29 protein-coding genes and 1 pseudogene are annotated in these 24,644 nt (G+C 69.4%); 21 read left to right on the top strand and 9 right to left on the bottom strand.

Annotation, left to right across the window (positions count from 1 at the left end; all coding sequences use genetic code 11):
* Window positions 1-65 precede the first annotated feature (65 nt).
* Window positions 66-497 (top strand): VOC family protein, encoded by a 432-nt coding sequence (locus IE287_RS19265; protein ID WP_189850315.1) that lies wholly within the window; start codon window positions 66-68, stop codon window positions 495-497.
* Between the two features lie 4 nt (window positions 498-501).
* Here the strand turns inward: IE287_RS19265 and IE287_RS19270 are convergent, their stop codons facing one another.
* The gene (locus IE287_RS19270; RefSeq protein ID WP_229883579.1) at window positions 502-1,002 is read right to left on the bottom strand and encodes a GNAT family N-acetyltransferase; all 501 of its coding nucleotides are present in this window, start codon (window positions 1,000-1,002) and stop codon (window positions 502-504) included.
* Between the two features lie 157 nt (window positions 1,003-1,159).
* A pseudogene (locus IE287_RS19275) lies at window positions 1,160-1,246 on the bottom strand (glutamine synthetase); the annotation flags it as partial.
* Between the two features lie 177 nt (window positions 1,247-1,423).
* On the opposite strand from IE287_RS19275, the gene IE287_RS19280 reads away from it, so the two are divergent.
* Window positions 1,424-2,452 carry a RelA/SpoT domain-containing protein gene (locus tag IE287_RS19280; protein WP_189850317.1) on the top strand — a complete coding sequence of 343 codons (1,029 nt, stop codon included), beginning with the start codon at window positions 1,424-1,426 and terminating at the stop codon, window positions 2,450-2,452.
* 116 nt (window positions 2,453-2,568) lie between these two features.
* Here the strand turns inward: IE287_RS19280 and IE287_RS19285 are convergent, their stop codons facing one another.
* From IE287_RS19285 to IE287_RS19300, 4 genes are read right to left on the bottom strand one after another with little or no spacing between them, the layout of a single operon-like run.
* Window positions 2,569-3,747: a tyrosine-type recombinase/integrase gene (locus IE287_RS19285; RefSeq protein WP_189850318.1), complete on the bottom strand. Its 1,179-nt coding sequence runs from the start codon at window positions 3,745-3,747 to the stop codon at window positions 2,569-2,571.
* Complete coding sequence (locus IE287_RS19290; RefSeq protein ID WP_189850319.1) at window positions 3,747-3,959, bottom strand: helix-turn-helix domain-containing protein; 213 nt, start codon at window positions 3,957-3,959, stop codon at window positions 3,747-3,749. The genes IE287_RS19285 and IE287_RS19290 overlap by 1 nt, the downstream gene beginning before the upstream one ends.
* A 2-nt stretch (window positions 3,960-3,961) precedes the next feature.
* Complete coding sequence (gene repSA / locus IE287_RS19295; protein ID WP_189850379.1) at window positions 3,962-5,353, bottom strand: replication initiator protein RepSA; 1,392 nt, start codon at window positions 5,351-5,353, stop codon at window positions 3,962-3,964.
* 26 nt (window positions 5,354-5,379) lie between these two features.
* Complete coding sequence (locus tag IE287_RS19300; protein ID WP_189850320.1) at window positions 5,380-5,727, bottom strand: hypothetical protein; 348 nt, start codon at window positions 5,725-5,727, stop codon at window positions 5,380-5,382.
* Window positions 5,728-5,895: 168 nt separating this feature from the next.
* Between IE287_RS19300 and IE287_RS19305 the strand changes: the two genes are divergently transcribed.
* Entirely contained in the window at window positions 5,896-6,252 is a 357-nt protein-coding gene (locus IE287_RS19305; protein WP_189850321.1) for a GntR family transcriptional regulator, read from the top strand.
* Between the two features lie 129 nt (window positions 6,253-6,381).
* Here IE287_RS19305 and IE287_RS19310 read toward each other — a convergent pair whose 3' ends face one another.
* Together IE287_RS19310 and IE287_RS19315 are read right to left on the bottom strand one after the other, a co-directional pair.
* On the bottom strand, window positions 6,382-7,617 hold the full coding sequence (locus tag IE287_RS19310) for a helix-turn-helix domain-containing protein (RefSeq protein WP_308436873.1): 1,236 nt from the start codon (window positions 7,615-7,617) through the stop codon (window positions 6,382-6,384).
* Between the two features lie 563 nt (window positions 7,618-8,180).
* Window positions 8,181-8,633, bottom strand: coding sequence for a hypothetical protein (locus IE287_RS19315; protein ID WP_189850323.1), 453 nt, complete (start codon window positions 8,631-8,633; stop codon window positions 8,181-8,183).
* A 727-nt stretch (window positions 8,634-9,360) separates the two neighbouring features.
* On the opposite strand from IE287_RS19315, the gene IE287_RS19320 reads away from it, so the two are divergent.
* Both IE287_RS19320 and IE287_RS19325 read left to right on the top strand, forming a co-directional pair.
* Window positions 9,361-10,509: a hypothetical protein gene (locus IE287_RS19320; protein WP_189850324.1), complete on the top strand. Its 1,149-nt coding sequence runs from the start codon at window positions 9,361-9,363 to the stop codon at window positions 10,507-10,509.
* 146 nt (window positions 10,510-10,655) lie between these two features.
* Window positions 10,656-11,432 carry an NUDIX domain-containing protein gene (locus tag IE287_RS19325; protein WP_189850325.1) on the top strand — a complete coding sequence of 259 codons (777 nt, stop codon included), beginning with the start codon at window positions 10,656-10,658 and terminating at the stop codon, window positions 11,430-11,432.
* Here IE287_RS19325 and IE287_RS19330 read toward each other — a convergent pair.
* A complete protein-coding gene (locus IE287_RS19330) occupies window positions 11,416-12,552 on the bottom strand; it encodes an NsdA family TPR-like regulatory protein (RefSeq protein ID WP_189850326.1) in 1,137 nt (378 codons plus the stop codon). The genes IE287_RS19325 and IE287_RS19330 overlap by 17 nt on opposite strands.
* Before the next feature lie 633 nt (window positions 12,553-13,185).
* Between IE287_RS19330 and IE287_RS19335 the strand changes: the two genes are divergently transcribed.
* From IE287_RS19335 to IE287_RS19410, 16 genes are all read left to right on the top strand, one after another.
* Window positions 13,186-13,461 carry a hypothetical protein gene (locus IE287_RS19335; RefSeq protein WP_189850327.1) on the top strand — a complete coding sequence of 92 codons (276 nt, stop codon included), beginning with the start codon at window positions 13,186-13,188 and terminating at the stop codon, window positions 13,459-13,461.
* Window positions 13,458-13,634 (top strand): hypothetical protein, encoded by a 177-nt coding sequence (locus IE287_RS19340; protein WP_189850328.1) that lies wholly within the window; start codon window positions 13,458-13,460, stop codon window positions 13,632-13,634. The genes IE287_RS19335 and IE287_RS19340 overlap by 4 nt, the downstream gene beginning before the upstream one ends.
* Window positions 13,631-13,870: a hypothetical protein gene (locus tag IE287_RS19345; RefSeq protein ID WP_189850329.1), complete on the top strand. Its 240-nt coding sequence runs from the start codon at window positions 13,631-13,633 to the stop codon at window positions 13,868-13,870. The genes IE287_RS19340 and IE287_RS19345 overlap by 4 nt, the downstream gene beginning before the upstream one ends.
* A complete protein-coding gene (locus tag IE287_RS19350) occupies window positions 13,867-15,063 on the top strand; it encodes a hypothetical protein (protein ID WP_189850330.1) in 1,197 nt (398 codons plus the stop codon). The genes IE287_RS19345 and IE287_RS19350 overlap by 4 nt, the downstream gene beginning before the upstream one ends.
* Before the next feature lie 81 nt (window positions 15,064-15,144).
* Window positions 15,145-17,394: an FtsK/SpoIIIE domain-containing protein gene (locus tag IE287_RS19355; protein ID WP_189850331.1), complete on the top strand. Its 2,250-nt coding sequence runs from the start codon at window positions 15,145-15,147 to the stop codon at window positions 17,392-17,394.
* Between the two features lie 228 nt (window positions 17,395-17,622).
* Window positions 17,623-18,222 carry a DUF6197 family protein gene (locus IE287_RS19360; RefSeq protein WP_189850332.1) on the top strand — a complete coding sequence of 200 codons (600 nt, stop codon included), beginning with the start codon at window positions 17,623-17,625 and terminating at the stop codon, window positions 18,220-18,222.
* A 12-nt stretch (window positions 18,223-18,234) separates the two neighbouring features.
* Window positions 18,235-18,378 (top strand): hypothetical protein, encoded by a 144-nt coding sequence (locus IE287_RS19365; protein WP_189850333.1) that lies wholly within the window; start codon window positions 18,235-18,237, stop codon window positions 18,376-18,378.
* Window positions 18,379-18,393: 15 nt separating this feature from the next.
* The gene (locus tag IE287_RS19370) at window positions 18,394-18,585 is read left to right on the top strand and encodes a hypothetical protein (protein ID WP_189850334.1); all 192 of its coding nucleotides are present in this window, start codon (window positions 18,394-18,396) and stop codon (window positions 18,583-18,585) included.
* Window positions 18,586-18,592: 7 nt separating this feature from the next.
* The gene (locus IE287_RS19375) at window positions 18,593-18,943 is read left to right on the top strand and encodes a hypothetical protein (protein ID WP_189850335.1); all 351 of its coding nucleotides are present in this window, start codon (window positions 18,593-18,595) and stop codon (window positions 18,941-18,943) included.
* 30 nt (window positions 18,944-18,973) lie between these two features.
* Window positions 18,974-19,162, top strand: a complete 189-nt coding sequence (locus tag IE287_RS19380; protein WP_189850336.1) for a hypothetical protein — start codon at window positions 18,974-18,976, stop codon at window positions 19,160-19,162.
* Window positions 19,163-19,172: 10 nt separating this feature from the next.
* Window positions 19,173-19,838 (top strand): hypothetical protein, encoded by a 666-nt coding sequence (locus tag IE287_RS19385; protein ID WP_189850337.1) that lies wholly within the window; start codon window positions 19,173-19,175, stop codon window positions 19,836-19,838.
* A gap of 122 nt (window positions 19,839-19,960) precedes the next feature.
* Window positions 19,961-20,863 (top strand): bifunctional DNA primase/polymerase, encoded by a 903-nt coding sequence (locus tag IE287_RS19390; RefSeq protein WP_189850338.1) that lies wholly within the window; start codon window positions 19,961-19,963, stop codon window positions 20,861-20,863.
* Between the two features lie 125 nt (window positions 20,864-20,988).
* The gene (locus IE287_RS38600; protein WP_229883580.1) at window positions 20,989-21,201 is read left to right on the top strand and encodes a hypothetical protein; all 213 of its coding nucleotides are present in this window, start codon (window positions 20,989-20,991) and stop codon (window positions 21,199-21,201) included.
* Window positions 21,198-22,739, top strand: coding sequence for a YfjI family protein (locus tag IE287_RS19400; RefSeq protein ID WP_189850340.1), 1,542 nt, complete (start codon window positions 21,198-21,200; stop codon window positions 22,737-22,739). Before IE287_RS38600 ends, IE287_RS19400 begins: the two co-directional genes overlap by 4 nt.
* Before the next feature lie 309 nt (window positions 22,740-23,048).
* Window positions 23,049-23,273: a helix-turn-helix domain-containing protein gene (locus tag IE287_RS19405; protein WP_189850341.1), complete on the top strand. Its 225-nt coding sequence runs from the start codon at window positions 23,049-23,051 to the stop codon at window positions 23,271-23,273.
* Between the two features lie 82 nt (window positions 23,274-23,355).
* Window positions 23,356-24,621: a tyrosine-type recombinase/integrase gene (locus tag IE287_RS19410; protein WP_189850342.1), complete on the top strand. Its 1,266-nt coding sequence runs from the start codon at window positions 23,356-23,358 to the stop codon at window positions 24,619-24,621.
* The last annotated feature ends 23 nt before the right edge of the window (window positions 24,622-24,644 follow it).

Consider the following 24,644-nt stretch of genomic DNA (forward strand, 5'->3'; position numbering starts at 1 on the left):
GGGAGGAGGCATGTCCGTCAGGTCGGCGACGTGCGGTGGACGGCGGCGTGCGGGACGGTGGTGCCATGAACTGGACACTGGAAGTCGTACCGGTCCCCGTCACCGACCTGGACCGGGCGAAGGAGTTCTACGCCGAGCGGTGCGGCTTCGCCGTCGACCTCGACGACGAGGTCGCCCCCGGGACGCGGATCGTCCAGCTGACGCCGCCGGGCTCGCGCTGCTCCCTCGCGCTGATCTCCGGCATGCCGCCGATGCCCGGCACCCGGACGATGGCCCCGGGCGCCCTGCACGGACTCCAGCTGTGCGTCACCGACATCGAGGCGGCCCGGATCGCGCTCGTCGAGACGGGGGTCGACGTCTCCCCCGTGATGCACGTCGGGCCGGGCGGCTGGGAGGAGGGCGGGGGAGGCACCTGGAACTCCTTCCTCACCTTCCGGGACCCCGACGGCAACGGCTGGATCGTCCAGGAGGCCCCCTCGGAGCTCTCGGAGCGCTGAACCGCTACCGCCCGAGCTCCACCAGGTAGCGCACCAGGCCGCCGTCCTCGCCCGCGCGCCGCATCCCGGCCCGCTCCATCACCCGGTGGGACGGGAGGTTGGCGGGGTCGGCGTCGCCCCGCAGGACGGCGGCCCCCGCCGACCGGGCGATGCCGATCACCGCGGCGAGCGCCTCGGAGGCGTACCCCTTCCCGCGCTCCCCCGGCACGACGCCGTACCCCACCGTCACGGCCCCGTCCGGTCCCGGCGGCCCGTGGAAGCCGATCCCGCCGACGACGAGCCCGTCCTCCCGCAGCCGCATCTGGTAGGTCCGGTACGGTCCCGGGTCCCCGTCCCCGGCGCACCGCCGCAGGAACGCCCCGACGGAGGCGAGGTCGCCCACGCCCGGGTAGCCCTCGCCCCACCGCTCCCCCGGCAGGAGCTCCCGGGCGGCGATCCGCTCGCCCTCGGCGACGGTCAGGGGATGGAGCAGCAGCCGCTCGGTGGCGACGGGTTCGATCTTCACGGGGGGGGAAGTCTGGACACCCCCCTCACGGCGGGCAAGGCATTTCCGGGCGCGGGCCGACACCGGTCCGCGCGACGGCCCGGAGACGGCCCGGGGACGCCCCGGGGCCGGCGGTTCCTCACCGCCGGCCCCGGGCCCTACCCGCTCCAGCCCGCGGTCACAGCACCGGCAGGTTCTTCCGCAGCTCGAAGGCGGTGACCTCGGAGCGGTACTCCTCCCACTCCTGCTTCTTGTTGCGCAGGAAGTGGCGACGCTCCTCGCCGACCTCGGGCACCTGCTGGTGATCCAGGTCTTACCGGCCGAAGACTGTTGGTCGCTGGTGGGCGTTGGTGTCTCTAGGTCACCTTCGGACGGCCCAGAGACGGCCCAACTTGGCGATAACCGCAGGCGGGCGTCAGCGCGGCCCTGTACGGTCGCGCCCATGAAGAGGTGGGTGGTTCCTGAGAACTCGAACAAGCGCGTCCAACGCGCGAGCCGGACGATCGGTAAGGGGACGGGCACGCCCGAGGAGATCCAGGAGGCGCGGGACGTCCTGAGTAACTACCGTCTCGCCCACGCATTTCCTCTGAATGCGGTGACCGTGACCGTGCGGCAGCGAGCGCTCGCCATTAACCCGAACGCTGTCGTGGCCGAGCGCCGGAAGCGCCTGCCCACGATCCTGGACAAGCTGAAGCGCCACCCGACGATGAGCGTGACCACCATGCAGGACCTGGGGGGCTGCCGGGTGGTCTTCGAAACCGTCGCTGAGGTGGACGAGTTGGTCAGGGCCCTGAAGGACTTGCCTCGGAGCAAGAACCGCGTCAAGAAGGTCTACGACTACCTACGAGATGACCCGGGGCCACGTGCTTCTGGCTACCGGGGCGTTCACCTGGTGTACGAGTACGGAGCCTCGAAAAAGGAATATCAAGGCCTGCGGATCGAGCTGCAGGTGCGCACGCTGCTCCAGCACGCCTGGGCGACCGCCGTCGAGACCATGGATTTGTTCTCGGGCAGCGAGCTGAAGTACGGGAAGGGTGACCCGGACGTACTCAGGTTCTTCGTCCTGGTCGGCTCGCTCATGGCGCATGAGGAAGGCACCAACCCGGTGCCCGGCACCGAGGGGACGCGGGAGGACCTGACGGCCGAGTTGGCACACCTAGAGGCGAACGTCGGCGTTCTGAAGCGGCTAAGGGGCTACGCAGCGATCGTGGGCGAACATGCCAAGACGGACCGCCGGAACACCTTGACCCTCGAACTCTGGCGGAACAAGGGACGGCTCACGGTGACGGTACACGAGACGCTGGCCGCCGCAGAGGCCCGGATCACCGAGTTGGAGGCAAGGGACGACGAGAACCTGGACGCGGTGCTCATCAACATCGCCCGGATCAGCCAGCTGCGCGACGCGTACCCGAACTACTTCGCAGACACCGGCCGTTTCACCAAGTTCGTCGAGGGGTGTCTAAACGCCTGAAATGACACAACTGCCGCGGTGCTTGCCCCCGTAGCCCATGGACAAGCACCGAAGCGGGGCAGGAACGGTTTTCAAGACCTTTCGTCGATCAAGGTCGTCACACACTCCGCCGCAGGTCAGACGCGGGCCGGGGCGCCAGCGGAGCCGTCGTCATCGTCGTCGTGCCCGCTACGTGCCCCATCGCCCTCCTCGTGCCCCTCGAACCAGGCATCGGAGGCCGCAGCCACCTCGGTGTCTCGGCCAGCCACAGGGCGAGCGTAGTGCCGGGTGGTGACGCTCGCGTTGGAGTGACCGAGCCTGTGCGCAGCCGTCATCACGCCGTACCGATCGGCCACCCAGGTGCCGTGCGACGCTCGAAGATCGTGGGGGGTGACGTCTGAAAGGCCGGCCGCAGTGACCGCAGGGTCAAAGTGCGCTTTGCGCCACTGGTTGTAGCGCAGGGGTCGGCCAAAGCTGTTCGTGAAGAGCAGCGCATCGGCACCGCCCGGCAGCGTGTCGAGGTAGGCGCCGAGCCGCTTCGTCAGTGACGGGGCCAGGGACAGCGAACGTTTCTGGTGCGACTTCGGGGTGTCGAAAACCAGGGTCCCGTTCGCCTCGGCGAGGTTCTCGTCCACGACCAACATGCAGCCGGGCACGTCCACGTCCATGCGTCGGAGAGCGAACGCCTCTCCGATCCGCAGGCCGGCGAAGGCGAGCAGGGCGATCAGTAGATCATGCGGCGCACTGGCGCTCCGGACGATACGGGACACCTCCACCTGGGTGAGGATGTGCGGCTCGGTCTGCGGCATCCGAGGAAGGCGCACACCGCGACACGGGGTCTGTGCAATCAGCTCGTTGTCGACGGCGGAGGCCATGACCTGAGACAGCACCCTGTACGCCTGCCGAATGCGCGAGGCACTGAGGCCAGCGGCCTTCATCTCTCCGACCCACTCAGCCACGGTGATCGGCCGGAGGCTGGAAAGCTCCCGATCGCCGAGCACGGGATTGATCCGCGACTCGATTAGCGACCGGTACGACGCCTGTGTCTTGTGCTTGAGCTGGGGCGCGACAGCAGCCAGCCAGCGGGCGGACCAGTCTCTGACCGTGGCCGCTCCCTCAGCCGGATCGATCCATCGCCCGTCTTCGATCTCCACTCGCTTCTTCGCCAACCACACGTCCGCGTCGGTTGACGTGGCGAAGGTTCGGTCGGCCGGGCGAAGAACACCGTCCGGCCCCGGGTAGCGGGCCTGGAACCGACCCGAGGGCAGCTTGCGCACGCGCCCGAAGCTCCGGCGAGACTTCCGCTTGCGTGCCATCAGGCAGCCTTCCTCAGCATGGCCAGGGAGCGGACTACGACCGGCTCCACGGTGTTGGCCGTGACGAAGGCAGCGACCGCGCTCTCCGGGATGCGGACGTGTCGGCCGACCTTCACGAAGGTGATCCGGCGCTCCTCGATCAGGCGCCGAGGGAAGCGAACGGTGGTGCCCAGAAGCTCGGCCACCTCTCCCACGCTCAGCAGTCGGTCCATGGTCACCACTCCCCCAGTTCGGCGTCTTCGAGTTCGGTTCGTGCTTCGCGTGCGGTGTCTCGGTTGGTGCGGATGTCTCGGGCGATGCCGGCGGCGAGCCAGGACTCTCCCGGGGTGTGGCCGTGTCCGGCGTAGGTCCAGTGGGCGATCACGAGGGTGGAGCCCTCCGGGTCGTCGTCCGGTTCGGGCAGGCCGCGTTCGCGTCGTTCCTGGGCGGCGCGGTAGTCGGCGCGGGTCTGGCGCAGGGCGCCGAGGGTGGTGGAGTAGGCGCGGGATTTGGTGGAGAAGTGGCCCCGGAAGCCGAGCATGTGGGCCCAGCGGGCCAGCATCCGGCCGGGGAACTCGGCGTCGAGGTTCCAGCAGGCTTCGATCAGGCGCCGGGTGTGTGCGGGGATGTCGAGGGCGGCCAGCTCCGCCAGTTCGCCGATGCGGCGGTCGACGGTGCCGGTGGTCTCGGCGGCCTTGGTGGCGTACTTGGCGACGTAGGCGGCGACGGCCTGTTCGGTCAGTTCCTCCTGGCCGAGCGCGCCGATGGGCTGGACGTCGACCTGGGTGCCCCACCGCAGCGTTCGGGCGGGCTGGGTGTCGGTGGCGGGGAGGGTGACGGCGACGCGGGCGGCAGCGGCGCGGATTGCGTCGTCCAGCACAGTGACCGAGGCCCAAGAGGGTGGGGCGGTGTCGGGTCCGTCGGGGCCGTCGAGGCGGACCACGGCGTGGAAGTGGATCGCGCCGCGTTTCTGGAACTCGGCGACCTTGCCGAACGAGACCCGGCACGACTCCTTGAGCGCGGCCTGGGTGATGCCGGCGCGGGCGGCGATCTCGCGGCGGAGGTAGATGGTGAAGCGCTGCCAGAGCTGTCCGGCGTGGTTGTTCCACAGCACCGCGCCCGCGTAGTCGTAGCGTGCCGGGTCCAGGGCCGTGCCGAGGGCGGGATCGTTCTCCGGATGGGCGGCGGCGCAGCGGCAGCGGCCGGAGGCGGGACGGTTGTGGACCGGGCCGAAGGACGGGGCGGTCAGGGTTGCGAAGACCCGGGGATGGTTCCGGACGGTGGCGGGGACGTTCTTGGTCTGGTCGCCGGTGATCCCTGCGCGGATCAGGTGGTAGGTGTCCCCGGCGTAGGTCCAGGCGCACGAGGGACAGCGCGAGGCCCGGCGGTTGCCGCAGGCGACCCGTAACCGGCCCCCGGGCTCATCGACGGTGGAGTACGAGTACAGGACGTCCCCGGTACGGCGGTCGCGGGTCACGGTGCTGCCGGACAGGTGGATCGGGTCCGAGCAGCCACCCGTACGCCGCACCTGCTCACGCCACCGCTCGAACCCGGGGGTGTTCGCCACCCGCAGGAGATCCGCCAGCGCGAGGGGATCGGTGCCCAGAGAGGCCGCGACACCAGCCACGGCCTCCGGGGCGACGGGGAAGACCGTCACGCGGCCACCGCCACACCGACGGACGCCGTGGCCTGGGACACGCACTCGATGAGGCGAGCGACGTGGGCCGCGTGCCGCTGCTTGGCCTTCTCGCTGACCTCGATCAGAGCGATCGAGCGGACGGTGTGCTCGTTGAGGCCGGAGCCCGCGCAGTACTCACAGAAGATCATCCCCGGATTGGCCTCTTCGTCCGCCCAGCCGGAGCCCTCGCAGACCGAGCAGTCGGCCCAGGGGTTCGACGTGAGGAAGTGCAGGCACTCAGCGGGATCGGGGCACCGGTCCTCCATGCACGCGGGGCAGTTCGGACCCGACAACGACCGGCGGTAGACCACAGCAGCAGGCATGATGAGACTTCCCTTCGAGGGACGGGAGCGGCGCATCTGCTTGGCGGTAGGGCGCCGCTCCCGACTGGGGTTCTCTAGCTTCTCTTGTGTTACCTAGATTAGTAGGAAGTTCGAAGAGCGCAAGCCTCTGGGGCAGACTTCTTTAGATAACTTAGGTAACTTGAGATCGTGACCGTGAGCCCGGACGACCCCCGCAGCGCCTACGCGCAGGTAGCCGACGACCTCCGCAACCAGATCGCGCGCGGAGGACTGAAGGCCGGCCAGCGACTGGAGGGCAATGCCAAGCTGGCCGAGCGGTACGGCGTGGCAGCCATGACAGTCCGGCACGCGCTGAACGTTCTTCGAGACGAAGGCTTGATCGTGAGCCAGCAGGGTCGGGGAACGTTCGTCGCCAGCGATCCGCCATCCGTCGAGGCCGAGCAGGGCTCAACCATGGCCAACGAACTTGCAGAGATCAAGGCCGCCCTGGACCTCATCAACTCGCGGCTCGACCGTCTTGAAGGCCGCGTTGGCGATCTGCCGTGACGGTGGCAGACAGGCGATCGACTCGCTGAACAGCCTCCGCCAGCTTTCTCCGGATCTCGTGCAGTTCGGCTAATAACCGCGCCCTGTCTGCAACCTTCACGGCAGTACTCCCCCTGGTAGATGTCGCGATCAGCCCAGCTTCATGTGTCCCGCCAGTCGCCGGACCTCTTCGGCGCGTTCGTGCTTGTCCGTGGACCGGAGGTCATCGACGAGGTTGCGAGCGATCGGCCGATTGCGGACGTGCTGCGGGGCGATGGAATCCGCCCGAAGGATCGCGTCAGCCGCCGGCGCAGCCTTTCCGTTCATCATGTGCCCCGCTGCCGTGCACACCCAGAAGTGGGACTGTCGCTCGCCGGACGCGATACCCATCACGTCCACAAGCTCCGCTCGCGAGGACACGTCTCGCGGGTGCCCCAGTTCGAGGCTCACCTCAACGGCGTGGATTTCGGTGTTCACGGCGTTGAACTGCGTCTGGAATACGTTGCCGCCCAGGGGAAGCCCACCTGCCACGTCGCGAGCTTCGGCAAGATGCGACTCCGCTTCCGCCCGGTCCCAGAGGCGCGACCACGCCACGGCGGCACGCAAGTGCATGGCCCCCCAGAGAGAACGCACCGATGCGTCACCCTCCGCCATATGCGGTTCGAGGTCGTCCAGGGCGCGGCGCGCCATGTCTTTCGCCGCGGCGAGTTCCCCCTCATGAAGCCAGACCCCACACAGGTCCCAGCGGGCCGCCGCCTGAAGAACCGGAGACTCGGCACGCTCGGCGGCCACCAACTCCCGCTGCACAGCGCTCCACCCGAGATCATGGTGACCGAGCAGGTTGGAAGACACCCGAGCCATGTGGCTCGACCGAAGCATCAGGGCTTCTGCCTTCAACACATCCTCGCCCTGCGCCACGTCGCAGAGGACGATCAATTCGCGGAGGATCGCCGGCAGGACGTCGCCAAGCGCAGTGAACCGGGCATCCTGCCTGAGCCGTTCAGCGGCTTCGACCCTCGCAGTCAAGTTCGCCAGGGTGGGCATCTCGGTCATGGTGATGAGGGCGGCACCACCAGGCATCGTGGCCTGCTGGAGAGCGAGACGAAGCCCCGGAATGGCAGCGTGCCCCGAGTCCAGATCCGACGTCTCGTGCCGGTAGGGCTGCCCCGTCAGCTCGATGACCTCAACGCCCAGGACCTCAGCGAGCTGCCCGAGCACGCTCATCCGGTCGAGCGGAAGCCGTCCGGTTTCGATCTTCGAGACCCAGCTCACGGAGCGATTGACCGCAGCAGCCAACCGAGCTTGATCCCAACCGGCTCGACGCCTCGCCCTCGCTACACGCTGCCCCGTACTCAACTCCGCCCCCATGATGGGCCTCCCTTCCATACTCCGAAGGTACCCACCACCGGGAAGCACGACTGTCAGGAAAAGTGACAGCGGCCGATCGAACCACCATGCAGCCAAGCCGAGTTACAGATTTCTCTACCTCATCAAGCACCCGGCTGCGCTCCGCTCCGCCGGGCGGGCTTCCCGGCTCCGCTCGGGGCGCCGCTCCTGCCTTCGGCCCGCTCCGCCCCCGCTGCGCCGACGCCCGCCCCTGCAAGACGGGATAGGCCCAAGAGCATGAGTCCGAGCCCCAACGGCCGCCGGTTCCCCAAGCTCACCGACATGCCTCCGGCGGGGGCGCTCAGGCTCCGGGATGGGAGGGGCCCGCGAGCGGGTGCCGGCCGGTGGGGTGTAGCGGTGGGGAACTCCCATCCCGCCTGCCGTCGACCCAGGCAGAGCCGAGCAGACACGGCACCGGGCGTCCAGGTCGTTCGTACAGTGGCGCGCTCCACCTGGACGCCCGGCACCGCGCCTGCTCCACGGTGTGTGGGTCGACGGCAGACGGGATGGGAGTTGGGGTGAGTGGTGGGCATGGGGTTGAACGCCTACGCACTCGCGCCCCCCTACAGTCTTTGACGAAGTTCGGCGAGAGCAGTTTTGGCATGCTGATGAGCATCAGTTGCAGACGTCGCCTGCCGCGCAACGATTGTGGCCACTCGTTCTGGGCTGTCCCCGCTACGAGTCACGGCATCAAGCATGGCCTGCCCCTTCAAAATCACCATGCGCAGATAGGCATCGAGGAGGCTGTCGGACACAAGATGGCTTAGCTCATCGATTCGGGCCACGGCCTCCCGCACACCTGTCCGCTCAAACCACTCAGCGTCCCTGTACATGATCGGGGCGCTGTCAGTGACGTCCAGGACCTTCCCCAAGAGTCCAACGAGCTCCTCAGGGGGACCAAAGCGTCGACGCCGGTTCTGGCGATGAACAGTCCAGGCCGCCCACATGCCGGCTGGTCCACCAATCGCACCGATAGAGCCACCCACCGCAGCAACCCAATCCGCTGCATCGGACATTCAGCACCCCTCCCCATCCGTGCCCCTGCCGTGCCCGCTCAGCCGGGAACTCACGGGGAAGCACGGTCTCAACGGCGACTCTCACGCGAAACACCCCCTGACCAGAACTCCTGATCAGGGGGCGTCACCTTGCGGTGGGTGTGGGATTTGAACCCACGGTGACTCGCGCCACGACGGTTTTCAAGACCGCCCGGCGGACAGCACTCGTACGCCGTCTGACCTGCGTCTCCCTCGTAGACTAGCCATCGACGGGCGATTCTGGCCCATGCATGGCCCATAGGCGCCCGCATCCTGGCCGGGAAGAGATCCGCCAGGCGCCTCGCCGCCTACCCTCGCACTGCCGTGACGAGGGCCGCGACCGCCCCCAACAGGCCGGCACCTGCCGTCACGCAAGCAAGCCAGAGGCTAGCTCTCCGGTGTCTCTCTTCACTACGCTCCGGCGGGAGAGGGCTGCCGGTCTGCATGTGTCGCTCCTCTTCTTTCAGGCCCTGAGGCCGTTGCCCAGGCTTGAACACGCAGCTCCGCCCTAGTCGTCGAAGGCTTGAGGGCGGGGCTGCTCCATCTGCCCTGAGTCAAGCTGTCCGCCTCGCAGAGTGAGAACTTGCTGGCAGAACTCGGCAACTTCCGGACGCCGGCACGGGCGTTGACCTAGCCTTCCGCCATACCTCCGGACGCTCCCAGCCAGCTCCGGACGCATCCGGACGGTTACGGACATGGAGGGACTCACTTGCAAGCTGGCTTGGACAGGCGGCTCCAAGAGCTTCGCCTGCGGGCGGGAAGCCCGACCTATCGAGAGATTGAACGCTTACTGGAACGGCAGGGCCGGCAGGAGCGGATAGCCCGTTCAACAATCCAGGAAAAATTCACCGGAAAAAGCACACTAAAGCTTGGCGAAGTCCTGCGGCTGGTCGAGGCACTCGCCGAGCATGCGCGATTTATTGGAGCTCCCCTCCCTCCCCAGGAAACAGATCAAGAGGCATGGCGCCAATGGGTGGTTTCCGCTCAAGCGAGCCACTCCACACCCGAAGAGACGAAGGCCGCAGCTCCCGCGAACATCGACCTCGAATGGCCCCTAGATCCGCTCTATCAAGCCGGAATGCTGGACGTCGTTGAGATCGTACTCGAATCGCGAGGCCAACCCACTGCTAACTGGCTTCCACGCGTAGCTCGAGAAATGATGCGCGCCGAAATGTCATGCATGTCGTTCATGAGAACCGCCGCCATGGAACCGCCGCTAGAAACGGTAAAGACGGCAGCAGCCCTACATCAAGAGTTTCCAAATTTTGCCGAACCAGATACGGACGACCCCTGGGCACTGAGGAGTGCGCCGGGAAACTCTGAAACCGTACTTACGCTACTGCGGTTCACGGCGCGGAAGCATGGCAGCACCGCCGCTCCTACAGTGGTAGCGGGCCTCCGCAGGGCTGGCATAGGTGAGTATGTCGAGCATCTTTTGATTTGCATTGGCCAGTGGCATTTGGCGCCAAACATAGAGAAAGCCGTCTCACATCTGCGCGCAGCAGAGATGAATCGCGACGCCAATAATCTACTCGCCTTGACAGGATCTCAGCGCATACTTGACCGCACGTTCGAGATCGCAGAACACTTCAACAAAACTAATGCCATTAGCGATAGGGACACCATACTTCGCGCGATGGCTACCGATCCATTGCGAATGCTTGCCGCCTTCGAAGGATCCAAGGATTGGCCCGATGCAGAGAAGATCATCGACACTCTGATACTTTTGATTCACCCTTCCAATAATGCGGACTTCTGCGAGGCATTCCAAGAGAACGAGGATTTTAAACATTTGGCAGTCCGCTTGGGAGGGTGGTCCGGAGGAACGGGAAGCTATCCGGATGAGCCACCCTTCTAGCTGAAAGGCGTCTCGGGCCGTCACACCGGTTTCCTGAGTGCTAAGACGGTACTGTCGAAAGCAAGAGCGGCTAGGCAGAGCCACCTCTGCCCAACCCCCATTAGGCTAGGGACAATCAATCGACGATCCTGGAGTGTGTACCGAGGATGGGACCCAAGACGCAGAGGGTCTACGAGACGATCCGTTCGTGGATCGAGTCCGGACGCTACGGCCCTGGTGACAAGCTGCCGTCCGAGCGAGCGCTGAGCGCCGAGCTGGAGATCGGCCGTACCGCGCTGCGTCAGGTGCTCGCCCGTCTGACGAACGAGCACTTCATCAAGGCTCACGACCGCAGCTCCTACCGCGTGCTCGGCGGCGAGAGTGTCCCGACGCCGGGGGAGATGGAGCCGTGGAAGATCCACGGCTCGCGCCACGTCTACGAGAACCGGTGGGTGAACCTGGACCTGGTCGACGTCGAGCCCCCCGGAGTCGAACGCTTCGAGCACCACGTCGTCCGGCTCTTCCGCGTGGCAGTCACCGCCGTGATCGATGACCAGGACCGCGTGCTCATGCTGTGGCGGTACCGCTTCGTACCGGAGCAGTGGGGTTGGGAACTGCCTGGCGGAATCGTGGACGCGGGCGAGGACGCGGCCACCACGGCGGCCCGCGAGACCGAGGAGGAGACGGGGTGGCGCCCCAGCCCCGTCGAGCACGTGGTGAGCTACCAGCCGATGATCGGGATGGTGGACTCGCCGCATGAGATCTTCGTGGCCCGCGGCGCCGAGAAGGTCGGCGAGCCGACCGACGCCGAGGAGGCCGGGGAGATCGCCTGGATCCCCCTCGACGACATCCCGCGCCTGATGTCCGAGGGCAAGCTCATGGGCTCTGGCACCCTCGTCGCCCTGCTCCACATCCTCGCGTCCCGGTCTAGAGGCGCCCGGTAAGAAGCTCCACGCGCCGGCGGTACCGCACGGACCCCGTGCGGTTCGCCAGCAACCGGGCCTTCTGAAGATGCTTCCGCGCTTCGTCTAGCTCGCCGCGGGCGAGGTGTGCCTGGGTGAGGTCGCAGTGGATCCCGGAGTTCGCGCGGACGAAGGTCTCATCGGCACTGCGGAGCGACGCGTACAGCTCCTCCATCGCTGAGGCGTCACCGAGCTTGGCCAGGACGTTCCCACGCCACCTCGACAGGTGCCCGGTGTTGAGGAAGATGCTCAGCATGTCGGCGTCCCGGACCTCGCCGTCGTCCGGGAGAAGCGCGGTTGCCCGCTCCAGGGCGGCCCTCGCGGCCGATTCCATCTCCGGGCCGCCGACAGCGACACACAGCTCCGCCTCTGCCGCCGCAAGCCACGCCCTGAGTCGAGGTGACTGGCGTTCGGGGTGGGTGCGCTGGGCGTCTCGTACAAGCTCGACCGCCAGCTGAGGCCGACCGGCGTCCGCGAGTACGTACGCCTGTTCCCCCATGGCGTGCGCGAGGTACAGCGGGGACTCGGCGTCCTGGGCCGCCTTCTTGGCGAGCTCGTACCGTCGCCATGCCCGATCCACGGCGCCGGCGTCCAACGCCTGCCAGGCGGCGAGGGTCGATGCTCCAGCGAGGGCCGTCGCGATGGGTCGCCGCGCCCCTGGCAGCACCGCGAACGTCAACGCCTCCTCCATCGCCGCCAGATGGCCGTTCATCTGGTCGACCAGGCCGGTCGCACCCATCTGGCGGTCCATGGTCCGGAGTAGCTCGGTCTGCGCCAGGAACGACGGGACCATTGCCTGACTCAGACTGCCGGCCGCATCGATCCGGCTGAGTAGGTCCGCGTAGCCGTCCGCCTGCGGTTCGGGTGTCTCGTCCTCGCCCCGCAGCTCCGCGTCCGTGGCGCCCAGGAGTGGCCGCAGGATCGCCGCGTAGCGATCCGAGATGGTGCGTCGCCCGTTCTCCCACTCAGACACGTAGGTCTTGAGGCTGGCCGCCGAGGCGATATCGATCAGCCGTTGCTCCGCGAACCGTCGCATCTCGTGAATCAGCCGGTCCTGCGACCACCCTCGCGCGGTCCGGATCGCCTTTAACCCCTTAGCCACGCCGCCTCCGTAAAGCCGCAGGTGAGAGCTGGTTAACAGCTTTGAGGTTAACCCCAGTTGGCTACCGAGGCACCCCACTTGAGCCGTTCTCTGGAGGAGCACACCGACACGCAATCCGAACCAGGGGTTGCATCTGGTGCGCACCAGATGTCAATCTATTGGTGCGCACCAGATGGGTCGAAGGACCCGGGTCCGGTGCGCCCCAACTCAACAGCGTGATCCACCGCAGCAACACGGTCGTGAGGACGCCGGCCGCGGCGAGTGGAGACCAGCCGATCGAGACCGGGCCCGCGTCACAACCGGGCCCCACACCCCACACAGGGGGACACGCAGTCGGCTCTAAAGAACCGCGTGGCCGACATTGACGCCGCGACGCGCTCCGGGAATCGGACCTTTCCGGGGTCAGCGGCACCACGCGAGTCGGAGGTCCGACGCAGTACCCCACGATTTCCGCAGCCTCGGCTGCGGCCGGTTGCCTCCTCCGTCCGTCCGGCCCCCTTCTCCGGGGTGCCGTACGGGCGGGGTGGTGGGGAGCCGGAAGTACCCACGACTCCAAACGGCGAGAGGCCCCGGTGCGCGAACACCGGGGCCTCGGTTCGGGCCGTCCCAACCCCGTGAAAGGAAGTACGACCCATGAACGTGATCGTTGCCGGTCAGAGGATCGTTACTCGGGCCGAGCTGATCGAGGCCGCGCTCGGCTTCGACGCCGACCCGACCGAGGCCCTGGAGTTCGACTCGGCGGTCGGCCAGGACGCGCTGCGCGACATCGTCGCCGTCCTGGAGGCCGAGTCCGAGGCCGACACCGATGTCGACGCCGAGGACCTCGCCTACTACCGCAGCCTGCTCGGCGCCCGGGTGCTGGCCTTCCCCCGCCGCTCCGCCCTCGGCTTCGAGCGGGGTGCCGCGTGAACCGCTTCGTCTTCTGGACGCTCGTGACGCTGTGCGCCGCACTCGTCTCCTGGGGGGCGGCCATCTCCAACTGGGACCTGCTGCTCCTGGGGGCGTTCGTCGAGGCCGGCGTCATCGGCGTCGACCTCCTCCTGCTCCGCGCCGACCGCCACGAGGCGGGTGAGGAGCTGTGAGGACCGCCGCTCAGATCCTGCTGTTCGTGCTGACCGTCCTGGAGCTCGCCCTCGGCCTGGTGGCCGGGACGGTCGCGCTGCTGAGTCTGGTCACCGAGACGATCGCGCGGGCCGTGACGGCCGTCGATGAGCGCTTCGCCCGACGGTTCCGCCTGGCCCGTGTCTCCCCCAAGCTCCGCAAGGAGCTCGCCGACGTCCTGTACGGAATCGCGACCCCTGCCGGAGGTGCTCGATGAGCTCGTACCGCGAAGACCGCCGGGCCGACCGGGCCGCCGAGCGGGCCCAGGACCGCGAGGACCGCCGCCTGGAGCTCGACGCCCAGCGCGAGCGTGAGACCGCGCAGGCCGAGGAGAAGCGCAAGGACGCCGAGGCCAAGCGCCGCCAGGAGCAGGCCGACAAAAAGGCCCGCGCGGCCGAGAAGCAGGCGAAGAAGGCGGCCACGGCCGCCAAGCGGGTGAAGCTCATCCGGTGGCTGAAGGCGAACCCGGCAACGCTGTTCGTGGCGTTCGTGATGGTCGCCTCGATCGTCCCGGCGATCCTGTCCCAGATCGGCGCCCTGACCGGCGCGAGTGTGGCGGCGCCGATGGCGGGCCTGCTCGCGGCGATGCTGGAAGGCGGCGCCTGGGCGATCACCTTCATGGGCAAGCAGGCCGAGGACGCCGGCCGCGAACCGCGGAAGTACCGGATCGGCACCTGGGCCGTCGCCACTGTCGCAGCCGCGGTGAACTTCTGGCACGGCCTGGAGGCGTACGGCGAGCACCCGTGGGTCGCGTTCGTCCTCGGCGCCTCCTCGCTGTTCGCGATCTACATCTGGGACCTGAAGACCCACGGCTCCCACGGCAAGACCAAGGAGCAGAAGAAGGCGGAGAAGGAGCGTCGCGCTCACGTCGCCGCCCGCCGCAAGCACCACCCGCAGATCGTCGAGCAGGCCGTCAAGCTCCAGGCCGCCCTGCCGTACGGAGTCCTCGACGACGAGGCCGCGTTCGCCGCCGCGTGGCGGATCCACACCGGCGCCGAGCCCGGCCTGTCCGCTCAGCTCTACGCCACCGCGACCGAGGCCGTCCTCCACCTTGGGGCCGCGTTCGAGCTCGGTGACGACGTCCGCGAGGAGCTCCTGGAGACCGGCTTCAAGGCCGCCCGTCTCAACCCGTTCGCCGAACTCACCCAGACCCCCACATCTCAGGCGGGACTTGGGGAGAACGCCTCTTCGGCTCCTGCTCCGACCGGCCGTGCGGACGGCCCTGAGGGCAAGTCCGAGGAGGAGCTCGAAGCGCTCCTGCCGGACGCCCTCGCGGCCGCCGCCGAGCTCGTTGCCGAGGGCCGTCAGATCTCCGCCCACGGCCTGGCGAAGAAGCTCCAGATCCGCCGCGTCGATGCCGCCGTTCTGCGCAACCGCGTCATCGAGCAGCGCCGCCTGCACGTCGCCTGAACCACCCCATGTACGCGGGGCCCGGCCTCCGCCTGGCAGCACCGGCCGGGCCCCGCTACCTCACCAGGAGGCACAGCAAGCATGACCGAGCACCTCACCGAACACACCCCCGCCCCCGCCGACTCCGGCCCGGAGCCGATCGCGACCGTCACCTTCCTCCACCCCGCCCCGGCGACCGTCCCGCCGATGCCGGCCGAACCGCCGACCGTCGGCCCGGACGACCGCACGGTGGTCCTGGAGACCGCCCGGATCATCCTCGACAAGCCCACCGCACCCGCCCCGGTGGTGGGTCGGGTGGAGAAGGTCGACCTGGACGACTTCGACGCCGACGCCCCGCTCATCCCCGCGTGGATGTACTCCGCCGAGGGATGGGCCGCGTGGGCCGGAGTCTTCTACCGGGCCCGGCGCCGGGACTTCCGCCGCTGGGTCCGCCGTCAGCCCACCCAGCGCGGCCACGTCCGACAGTTCGGCCGCGGCGCCCGCCGCACCCACGAGTGGGTCGTCGGCTTCGAGGGCGTGCGCGTGCAGTCCGCCGCCCACACCGCCCACGTCCTGACCCGCGAGGCCAAGCTCGCCGCCCGCCACGCCCGCTTCACCCCCCGCATCCTCGGAACCAAGAAGGAACTCGCCATGAAGGCATCCGAGAAGGCGACCAAGACCGCCGAGGAAGCCGTCCTGCTGCACAAGAAGGCGAAGAAGGACCGCAACCGCGCCCGCAACCTCCGCGCCGGCGTCGCCTACGGCCCGCCGCTCACCGCCATCGGCACCGGCTACGTCATGGCCGGCGGCCTGGGCTTGGCCGCCGGGCTGCTGTCGACGTTCGCCGGGGGCGCGTTCGTCGGCCGCAAGCCCTACGACGAGGAGGCGGACTGGACGAGCGACTGGCGCTCGCTCGGCGACGGCGACCGCATGACCGCCCCCATGCTCGACCAGACCTTCCGCGCCGCAAAGGTCATCGGCTCCGAGGAAACCCTCGGCGTCGTGCAGATGCCGATGCTCGACGCCCGCGGCGCCTGGACGGCCGTCCTCGACCTGCCCCCGGGGGTTCCGGCGAAGAAGGCGATCCGCGCGACCGACGAGCTCGCCGCCGCGTTCGGCGTCGAGGAGGCCCAGGTCTCCGTCTCCAAGCGCGGACGCGCCGGCCGCATCGAGCTCTACGTCTCCCGCGACCTGCCCTTCACCGACAAGGCCAAGCCCGGCCCGCTCCTCGCCCTCGAATCCCCCGCCGACTTCTGGGGCCGCATCAGCATCGGCCCGGACGTCCGCGGCATCCACCAGTCCATCTCCGTCGTCGAGCGCTCCGGCCTGATCGGTGGCGAACCCGGCGCGGGAAAGTCCGCGTCGGGCAACACGATCCTGCTCGCCGCCGCGCTCGACCCGCGCGTCATCCTGCACCTGGCCGACGGCAAGGGCGGCGGCGACCTGGAGCCCTTCGAGCCGCTGTGCGAGGCGTACGAGGGCGACGCCGACCCCGAGGCGTTCGACAAGATGCTCGACGACGAGCTGACCGACATGAAGGCCCGCTACGCGTTGCTGAAGAAGCTCGGCAAGCGCAAGGTCACCGAGGACCTCGCGGCCAAGTACCCCGAGCTGCGGCAGAAGCTCCTCTGGGTCGACGAGCTCATGCTCTACACCACCGACGACGAGTACGGGAAGAAGATCACCCGCAAGCTCCGCAACCTCGTCTCCCGGGGCCGGGCGGCCGGGATCATCACCTTCTGCGCCACCCAGAAGCCCGGCTCCGACGTCGTCGACACCAGCCTCCGCGACCTGCTCTCCATCCGCTGGGCGCTGCGCTGCACCACCCCCGAAGCCTCCGACACGATCCTCGGCAAGGGCGCCGCCGCGAGCGGCTACAGCGCGAAGACGATCCAGTCGGAGATGCGGGGCGCCGGCCTGCTGTGGGCCGAGGGCACCAACCCCACCATGGTCCGCGCCGACTACTACACCGACGACCAGGTCACCGCCCTGATCGAGCGCGCCACCGAATGGCGCCGCGCGGCCGGGACCCTGCCGAGCGGCCCGGTCACGCTCGCCGAGCAGCTCCTCAAGCTCGGCGACGAGGACGCCGCGATCCTCGCCCACCTCCTCGACGTCTTCCACCACGACATCCCCGACATGACCGCCGACTGGCTCCCCGGCCAGGTCCTCCTCGACCACCTCAAGGGCCAGGGCCTGGCCGTCACCGCCGAGCGGCTCGGCGCGCTCGTCGTCCGCATCGACGAGGAGAAGGTCAAGCGCCCCTGGGGCGAGAAGGGCTCCCGGCTCTCCGGCTACCCGCTCGCCCGCGTCGAGGCCACGATCACCGCCCGATTCGGGCTCACCGCCTGATTCCGACCCGGACACCACCCGGACCGATGCCCGACTTGACCCGGATTACCCCCGGGCGAGACGAGCCCCGACCTGGACGCGGGACCCGAGTCCCGGACGCCCCGCGTCCAGGTCGCCCCCAGATCCGTCCGGGATGCCCAACGCCCTGACCTGCGCAAACGCGGAGCCGTCCGGGCTCTGTCCGGGTCTCCGTCCTAGCCCAAACCGGTACATAAGGAGTCAGGCATCGTGACCGCCCAGACCCTCACCGCCCCCGCCGTCCCTGCCCCGGAGTACGCCGCCGAGGCGGCGCTCCTGGTCCGTGAGATCGAGCAGTACCTCACCGCCCGCGTCCGCACCACCGCCCACCCGCTCGTCACCAAGACCACCGCCGAGCTCATCGCCGAAGCCCTCGGCACCCCGGCTCCGTTGGCCGGGCCGGCGCCGGTCCTCGCCCCGCCCGCCCGCACGCTGCGGCTGCTGCCGGACTGGGTCCTCGCCTTCCCGCTGCTGCGCCAACTCCACGGTGCCGGAAGGCAGATCAGCGTCGCTGAGCACCTGGAGCTGACCGCGCTCGTCATCGAGCGCTACGGCTGGCACCGCGGCGCCCTGCGCTCCACCTCCGGCCGCCGCTGCATCCTCGGCGCCCAGGCCGTCCTGTTCCGCCTCGGCTACGGCAACGAGACGACCGCCATCGCCGCCGGCCACCGCCTCCAGGCCGTCCTCGCCGCCCGCGGGATCACCGAGCCCTACCACCGCTGGAACGACGCCACCGGCCGCACCCGCGCTGAGGTCCTCGCCCTCGTCCGCACCGCCGCCACCCACGCCCGCCGCACCACCACCGCCTAGGAGGCCGACCAGATGAAGAAGCGCCCTCCCGACCCGAGGAGCGACGGCTGCGCCGGAGACAAGCCGACGGTCGGCACCGCCCGCCTCGGCAACAACGCCCGTAAGCACGAGCGCCCCGACATCACCCGCAAGCCCCACGGCCCCAAGGCTTCCTGACCTGAGGAGACAGACATGTTCAACGCCGGAGACAAGGTCCTGATCGTCGCGTGCGAGGACGACCCGCGCGCCATCGGCAAGACCGGCCGCGTCCTCGACGAGGTCCCCCCGGGGCCGCTCACGAACGGCCGGTGGACCGTCGACCGGATTAGCATCTGGATCGCCCCGGTCCTGGTCCACGCCCACGAGATCCGCAAGATCGGCTGACCGCCGCATGATCTCCCGCGACCGCATCCGCCAGATCCGCGCCGAGTCCGAGCACCGCACCCACGAGTGGGCGGACCGGATCATCGACGAGCTCCTCGCAGAGGCCGAGACCCGCCACGCCGTCGACTTTGCCGTCCGCGGCATGACCGACGCCCAGGGCCGCAACCTCGCCCAGCGCATCACCACCGTCCAGCGGCACGGCACGCCGCCCACCGCTGCCGAGCTCGACGAGGCGTACGACCTGCTCGTCCTGCTCCTCGCGGCCGGTGCCAAGTACGGGATCACGCTCGACGACTGGGACTGGGTCGCCGACCTGCCCGGCACCTGCCGCGACCTGATCCGCCACAAGCACCGCTGACCACACCCACTCCCCGAAAGGAGATCCGCCGTGGCCATAACCGTCTCGCTCGTCGCCCTGTTCGGGCTCGTCCTGTTCTTCCTCCTGCGCGCCGGAAACCTCGGCTACGGCTCCGCGTTCACCGCCGCCGGATTCGGCTTCTTCCTCGCCTCCACCGGCGCCGCCACCCCCATCAACCAGCTCACCAACAGCGTCATCGACGCCCTCTCCAACCTCTGAGGAGCCCCGCATGACCCGCACGACCCTGCCCTGGTTCGAGACCCTCACCGACAGCGCCTACGCCCTCGGCGCCGCCGCCCGCGAGACCCGTACCGCCCACCAGGCCGCGCAGGCCGCCGTCGCCCAGTACGACCTCGACCGCGTCCGCCTCCTCGACGGCGAGATCACCGTCCCCGGCCTGTTCACCGCGCCCCGGCCCCACGACCGCGCCGTGATGGGCATCGGCAAGGCGCTCCAGGAGTGCCAGGACCGGATGGAGCGCCTGCACACCGACGCCGCCCTGAGCTACGCGTACGGCACCGCCTGGGCCATCCTGCGTGTCCTCAACGGCCAGGAGCCGCCCCGGATCGAGCTCGGCCTCACCGCCGAGGGCTGCCTGATCATCCCGGCCGAGCTCGCCCCCATCCCGCCCGCGATCGAGGGCCTGGAGCGCTGGTGCGACAACGCCAAGTTCGACAAGGCCCGCCAGCGGTGGTGGGAGTGCAACTCCGCCGGCGAGTACGCCTCCGCTGTCGCCGACCAGGACTACCTGGCCGACCACGAGGCGAACGAGATGCACCAGGCGCTGGACGTGGCCCAGGGCGAGGCCGATGCCGCCTACGCCTACGGCGTCCTCGCCGAGTCCGCCCTCCACTACGCCCTGCTCGGCCCCTGCGCCCGACACAACCGCCCGTAGCTACGCCGAGGGCGGCCCCCCATCTCGCCAAAGAACCGGGGCCGCCCTCGTCCACCAGCACCTTCTAGAGAACTGGAGACACCTAGCATGACCTATCCGAACGTGTCGCGGCAGGAGGCCGCGTGCTGACGGCTGCTCCTGGCACCCTTCAGGCGGCGCTCGACGCCGCGGCCCGGGGCTGGGCGGTCTTCCCGCTCCGGCCCGGCACGAAGCGCCCCGCCCTGCACGGCGAGGCCCGCTGCCCCCGCACCGGGGCCTGCTCGGGCGGTCACGTGAAGTGGGAGGAGAGGGCCACCACCGACCCCGAGCGGATCACCCGCGCCTGGGCGCAGGCCCCGTTCAACATCGGCCTGGCGACCGGACCGTCCGGGCTCGTCGTCGTCGACCTCGACATGCCCAAGGACGGCGCCGCCGGCCCCACCGGCGCCGAGGTCTTCGCGGGCATCTGCGAGCGCGCCGGCCAGCCGTTCCCGACCACCTTCCGGGCCGGGACGGCATCCGGTGGCCAGCACCTCTACTTCACCGCCCCGAGCGGTCCGCTTCTCGGCAACTCGGCCGGACTGCTGGGCGAGTTGGTGGACACGCGGGCGTGGGGCGGGTACGTCGTCGCGCCTGGCAGTGTGACGCCCGGCGGGGCGTACACGGTCCTGGACGACGCCCCGGTCCTTCCGCTGCCCGGCTGGCTCCTGGAGGCGCTCACGGCCCGCCAGGAGCCCGCACGGCCCCGCACGGTCGCCCCGGCCGTGCCGAGGGCGGGCGGGAGCCGTGCGGCCCGTGCGGCGCTGGAGCGGGAGTGCGCCAACGTCCAGGCCGCGCCGGCGAAGCAGGCGAACAACACGCTCAACCGGTCCGCGTTCCTGGTGGGGCGGTTCGTCGCGTGGGGCGACCTCGACCGCGCGGTGGTGGAGGAGGCATTCCAAGGGGCGGGGGAGGCGAGGGGATTGACCGCGGCCGAGTGCCGCGCCACGATCCGCAGCGCCTTGGACAGCTCCATCCGCAAGGCCCGGCCCCGGGAGGCGGCATGAGCCCCCGGAATTCCTCCCCCTTGGAATGCTCTCCCGCCACCGACCGGCCCGGAGCCGCCGCTCAGCCGGTGCGTCTGCGGGCCGTGGGCACCCGGAAAGGCGTCGCCGAAGGCGTCCCTTCTGGCTTGGACCCGCACCCGACCTCCGGGCCGAGGATCCTCGCGATGCTCCACATCGGCGCGGCCGGCCGCAACGCGATGCCCACCGCGCACTCGTGGTGCTCCTGCGGCCGGGACCTGAAGGCGTTCGGACACCAGCAGGTCGCCCGGCTCACCGACGACCACACCCGCCACCGCACCACCTGCCCGCTGCTCACCGAGGGAAAGGAAGCCGCATGAGCCCGCACGACCCCGAGCTGTGGGCCGGGTTCGAGGAGATGACCGCCGAGGACATCGCCGGACCCGTATGGGACGAGCCCGTCCCGCTCAACCCCCGCGGCAAGCTCCCCTCCTTCCCCGTGGACGCGCTGCCCGACTGGCTCGCCGCCATGACCGCGGGCGTAGCCGAGGAGACGCAGACGCCCGTAGACCTCGCCGGGTGCCTCGCGCTGGCCGTCGTCGGGACGGCCGCCGGCGGGCGGCTGACGGTGTCCGTGCGTGGGCAGTGGAGCGAGCCGGTCAACCTCTACACCGCCGTCGCGCTGCCGCCCGGCAACCGCAAGAGCGCCGTGTTCGGGCTCATGACCAAGCCCCTGCTCGCCGCCGAGAAATCCCTCATCGAGCTGACCGCGCCCCATCGGGCCGAGGCCGCGGCTGCGGCGCGGATCTCGAAGGCGGCGGCGGAGCGGGCCGAGAAGCTGGCCGCGAACGCCGAGCCCGAGAAGCTGGCCGAGCTGACCGCACAAGCCGTGGCCCTGTCCGAGGCCGCCGAGCGGGCCGTCGTCCCGGCCGAGCCGCAGCTCGTCGCCGACGACGTCACCGCCGAGAGCCTGACCACGCTCCTCGCCCAGCAGGACGGCCGCATCTCGATCCTGTCCCCCGAGGGGGAGATCTTCGAGATCATCGCGGGCCGCTACTCCGGTGCCCCGAACATGGGCATCTTCCTCAAGGGCCACGCCGGCGACATGGCCCGCGTGAACCGCCAGGTCCGCGAAGCCCAGTACATCGAGACCCCGGCCATCACCATGGGCCTGGCCGTCCAGCCGGACGTCCTGGACGCCATTGGACAGATCAAGGGCGCCGACGGCCGCGGCCTGCTCGCCCGGTTCCTCTACTCCAAGCCCGAGTCCCTCGTCGGCTACCGCAACCTCACCCCCGAACTCCTCGCCCCCGCCACCGCCGACACCTACGCCCAGAAGCTCGGACACCTCGCCCTGACCCTCGCGGCCTGGACCGAACCCGTCGCCCTCACCCTCACCCCCGAAGCGGACGCCGTCCTCCTCGCCTACCAGCGCGTCACCGAGTTTCGCCTGCGCAAGGACGGTCCCCTCGCGCCCATCATCAACTGGGCCAGCAAGCGCGACGGCGCCGTCGCCCGCATCGCCGGGCTCCTCCACCTCGCCACCCACCCCGAGGACGCCTGGCACCGGCCCATCGCCGCCCAGACGATGGCCGCCGCCACCCGACTCGGCGACTACTTCACCGCCCACGCCCTCGACGTCTTCAACGCCATGAAGGCCGACCCCGCCCAGGAAGCCGCCCACACGGTTCTGACCCACCTGAGCGAGGCCCGCACCGCGACCTTCACCAAGCGCGACCTCTTCCGCGCGATGCCCCGCAGCGAGTTCCCGGCCATGGGCGACCTCGACCCCGCCCTGGAGCTGTTGGAGGAACACGGCTGGCTCCGCCAGCAGCCCCCGCCGCCCCGCACCACGCGCGGCGGCCGGCCGCCCTCGCCCCGCTACGAGACCCACCCCCGCGTCACCACCGCCGCCTGAAAACCCCCGAAACCGCTGACAGAACTGACAGAACCTCCCGACCAGCCGCCTGAACTGCGAAAGCAAGGGTTTCCGGAGCTGTGACAAAACCTCCGGAAACTCTGACAGAACTCAAAAAACCTCCCCGCCGGGCAGGCGGCCCGGTCTGACAGAACCTAGGTTTTCGAGGTTCTGTCAGAGTTTTTTGAGGTTTTGTCACAGCGGCCAAAGTGGCCAAACCAGCAGGTCAGAGGCCATACGGCGAGGTTCTGTCAGTTCTGTCAGCACTTTCCGGGGTTTCCGCGCCCCGGACCGAGCTGAAGGAGCCCGATGGCCACCGCCAAGACGCCCCAGCCCGACACCAACCTCCCCGCCCGGTACCTCAAGCCTGAGGACATCGCCGCCCTCTTCGAGGTCCCCCTGGAGACCGTCTACCACTGGCGCAAGCAGCGCACCGGCCCGCCCGGATTCCGCGCCGGCCGCCACGTCCGCTACGACCCCGTCGCCGTCCAGGCATGGGTCGCCGAGCAGAGCGAACTCGACGCCGCCGCCTGACCCATCTCTCACCGGCCCGTGCCGCCCCCGTCGTGGGGCGGCACGGGCCTTTCCCGTACGTCGAAAGGAACCACAGCCACCCATGGCCGGCCACGTCCAGGACCGCTGGTACAAGACCGAGACCGACGCCAATGGCAAGGAGCGCCGGGTCAGGACTAATCGCTACGGCAAGGGCAGTCGCTACCGGGCCCGGTACATCGGCCCCGACGGCACCGAGAAGTCCAAGTGCTTCCCGGACAAGCAGAAGCGCCTCGCGGACAAGTGGCTCTCCGCCATCGAGGCCGACATGAGCCGCGGGCAGTACATCGATCCGTCCGCCGGACGGATCACGTTCCGGCAGTACGGCGAGAAGTGGCTCGCCTCGCAGACCACGGACCCGACGACACGGACGACCGTCGGCGTCCACCTGCGCCTGCACGCGTTCCCGTACCTCGGGACGCGGCCGATCGACTCGTTCCGTCCCGAGCACATCCGTGAGTGGCTCGCAGCGCTGGAGAAGCCCCTGCCGGTGTCCTCGTACCGCCGGGTCATCTTCGCCAGTGTCTCCGCCGTGCTCGCTGCGGCCGTGGACGACGAGCTGCTCGCCAGAAACCCGTGCAAGTCCCGTTCGGTCCGGCCGCCGGCGCCGGTCGAGCCGCGGGTTCGGCCGTGGACGTCAGGCCGGGTGTTCGCCATGCGCTCCGCGCTGCCGAAGCGCTATCAGGCGATGGTCGACATCGGCGGCGGCTGCGGTCTCCGCCAGGGCGAGATCTTCGGACTGGCCGAGGAGCATGTCAGGTTCGACACCGGATGGCTCCACATCGCGAATCAGGTGAAGGTCGTCAACGGGCATCTCGTCTTCGGTCCGCCGAAGCGTGGAAAGGAGCGGGACGTACCGCTCCCCCGCCAGGTCGCTCGTGTCCTCCGCGAGCATGCCGAGGAATTCCCGCCCGTCGCCGTCTCCCTGCCGTGGTTGAAGCCCGACGGTCCGCTCGTCACCAAGCGGCTGTACTTCTCGCTCACCGGCGGCGGCGCCGTGCGCCGGACCGACTTCAACACCCGCGTGTGGAAGCTCGCCCTCGTCCAGGCTGGCGTGATTCCGGAGCCCAAGGAGGGCGAGCGGCACCAGGCTGCCCGCGAGCACGGAATGCACGCGCTGCGGCACTTCTACGCGTCCGTGCTCCTCGACGCCGGCGAGAACATCAAGGCGCTCAGCTCATACCTCGGGCACGGCGACCCCGGGTTCACGCTCCGGGTCTACACGCACCTGATGCCGAGCAGCGACGGGCGGGCCCGCCGGGCCGTGGACGGGCTCTACGAGGTCCCCGGTTCGACGTCTGACGGCCCAGGGACGGCCCAGGCCGATTAGGACGCCTGAGGGGCGACGGTTCA

Origin of the sequence: Streptomyces omiyaensis, from assembly GCF_014650895.1 — a bacterium.
Taxonomy (GTDB): Bacteria; Actinomycetota; Actinomycetes; order Streptomycetales; family Streptomycetaceae; genus Streptomyces; species Streptomyces omiyaensis.